The sequence below is a fragment of the Thermogemmatispora sp. genome (assembly GCF_019683635.1).
Classification (GTDB): domain Bacteria; phylum Chloroflexota; class Ktedonobacteria; order Ktedonobacterales; family Ktedonobacteraceae; genus Thermogemmatispora.
This window is the reverse complement of sequence record NZ_JADGIA010000351.1, coordinates 1-2401: the sequence shown is the minus strand read 5'-3', so window position 1 is coordinate 2401 and position 2401 is coordinate 1. Positions and strand designations below refer to the sequence as shown.

The following is a 2401-nucleotide window of genomic DNA, read 5'->3' as shown; positions in this document are numbered from 1 at the left end:
GCCGACCTGCTCTCGATTCCCTGGGCCATCGGCCTGGTCGCCCTCCTCACCTTCCTCTCGGGCTGCCTCGCCGCCCTGCTCATGCGCGAGACCCTGCCCCGGCCTCAGCCGTCGCCGCCGCCCTCCTCCGCCACCAGCACCGCCAGCTCGCGCCCATAATCGGCGGCCCGCTCAACCTCGCCCTGGCGCCAGGCCAGATAGCGCAACAGGCGCAGAACGCGCCGCCACTCGCGCCGCAGCCTGCCCTCACGCACCAGCACCAGCGCCTCGCGCAGATAGCCGCCCGCCGCCTTCAGATCGCCCTGACGCAGCGCCACCTCGCCTAGACCCAACAAGAGACGCCCCTGCGTCGCCGCATCGCTCGACCAGATAGCAATCTGATAGGCGCGCTGCAAATAGAGACGGGCCAGATCATAAAAGCCACGCCGGCGCAGAAAGGGCGCAAAGGCCAACACCCCGCGGATAAAGCGCGCATGGCGTCCATTCTCAAAAGCATACTGCAGGCCGGCCACAATATTGCGGCTCTCCAGCTCCAGAGCGGCATCGTCGTTCCCATGCCGCTCCAGCAGGCCCGTCACATAGGCCACCAGGCGCTCGCCGGCCTGCGGATCGCGCAGATGAGCGCTGGCATAATCGGCAATCGTCTGATGCAACAAATAGCGTCCGGCGCCGCTGCTCTCCAACAGGCCGGCATCGACCAGAGCATCCAGCGCCTCCGGCGGAGCCTGGGCCACCGCCAGGGCCGCCTCCTCGCTAAAGCTATTCGGCTTCGGCGGGAAGACCGACAAGGCGCGCAGCACCTCACGCGCCTGCTCATCGAGCTGCTGATCACTGACAGCAATGGCCGACTGCAGCGAGAGCGGCGTCCCCCAGGCCAGATGCGGCGGCTGCTCCAGTGGACCGCGCATCTCGCTGACATGCAGGCGCTGATGCGAGCTGCGCAAGCGGGCCAGGGCCGCCTGCAGGCGACGCGGCTGGCCGCTATGGGCCTGAGACTGTAAATACTTCCCCAGCAGGGTCAAAGCCAGCGGCAGCCCCCCAACCTCCTCGACCAGGCTCAAAGCCGCGCGCCGATCGTGCGCCACCACCTCCGGCGCCCACTGCGCCAGCAAAGCCAGCCCGTCGGCGCTCTCCAGCTCATGAATCGTCCGCGCTCCCTCACCGGCGATCGCCAGCGCCAGGCGCGGAAAGCGCGTCGTGGCGATCAAGACCGAGCGCGGCCCCCCGATCTTGAAAGCCAGAGCCGCCTCCAGCTCCCAAACATCATCGATGACCAGCACAAAGCCGCGCTGCCCGATGGCCGTCCGCAAGGCACGGGCCCGCGCCTCCAGCGACAGCTCTCCCGTTGCCGGCGGCACCCCCAGCAACTGCTCCCAGCGGCGCAGATGCTCCAACACATTCGGGCGCGGCCCCAGGCCCGCCCAGAGCACCCCCGCCTCAAAGCGCGCCAGCACGCGCGGATCGTGCGCCAACGTCACGGCCAGAGCGGTCTTCCCCACCCCAGGCAACCCACAGAGCGCCAGCGAGCGCCCGGCACAGAGCTGGGCCGTCAGCTCCCCGAGCAGAGTCTCGCGCCCGACCAGGCCGCGCCCCTCGTTTGGCAGCGGCGGCATCGTCGGATCAAGCACCCGCTCCTGACGGCCCTGACCTGGGGAGGTCTCGCGCTCCTGCAGCCCACCCCCGGCCTCCTCCACAAAGCCCAGCTCGCGGGCGCTCTTGCCGAAGAGCTGACAGAGCCTCTCGCGATAATAGGGCTGCGGCGAGGAGACTCCCCGCTCCCAGCGACTGACATTCTTCTCAGACGAGCCGATGGCCTCGGCGACCCTGGCCTGCGACCAGCCTCGCATCTCGCGCTCATGTCTCAGACGCAGATTCGGTTTCATCGTGGGCACTCCTGCAGGAGATGACGACCGGCCTGGTCCAGCCCGGCCCGGGCGGGCCAGCCCGCGCTAGGCACCCTCGGCTGCCGCCAGCGCAGGCGCGGGCGCCTGCCCCCAGCCACCACCGCCAGGCGAGGCGATCACCAGGCGATCGCCCGGCTCAGCGCGGAAATGCACCTTGCCCGGCAGCAAGGTCACCTCGCCATCGCGGCGATAGAGCCAGTTTTCCCCGCAGCGCCCCGGCTCTCCCCCCTGCAGGCCATAGGGCGGCAGGCGGCGCCGCTCCGTCAGCAGCGTCACCTCAGCAGGCGCCTCAAAGCGGATCTCGCGCACCAGCCCATCGCCCCCCCCCCCCTGGCCCGCGCCCCCCCCCCCATCGCGCAGCGCATAGCGCGTCCCCCGCATGGGATAGGCATACTCGAACGCCTCCACCGGCGTATTCAACGTATTGCTCATATGCGTATGCACCCCCGACAGCCCATCGAGGCCCGGGCGGGCCCCCATGCCACCCCCCATTGTCT

The 2401-nt window shown here is 69.6% G+C and carries 2 protein-coding genes; both read right to left on the bottom strand.

The genetic code is table 11. From position 1 onward, the window contains the following. Positions 1–104: 104 nt before the first annotated feature. The gene (locus IRZ31_RS21210) at positions 105–1883 is read right to left on the bottom strand and encodes an NB-ARC domain-containing protein (RefSeq protein ID WP_297157729.1); all 1779 of its coding nucleotides are present in this window, start codon (positions 1881–1883) and stop codon (positions 105–107) included. 66 nt (positions 1884–1949) lie between these two features. Beyond that, positions 1950–2401 (bottom strand): hydantoinase B/oxoprolinase family protein (locus IRZ31_RS21205; protein WP_297157728.1); only part of this gene is annotated, 452 nt, incomplete at its 5' end.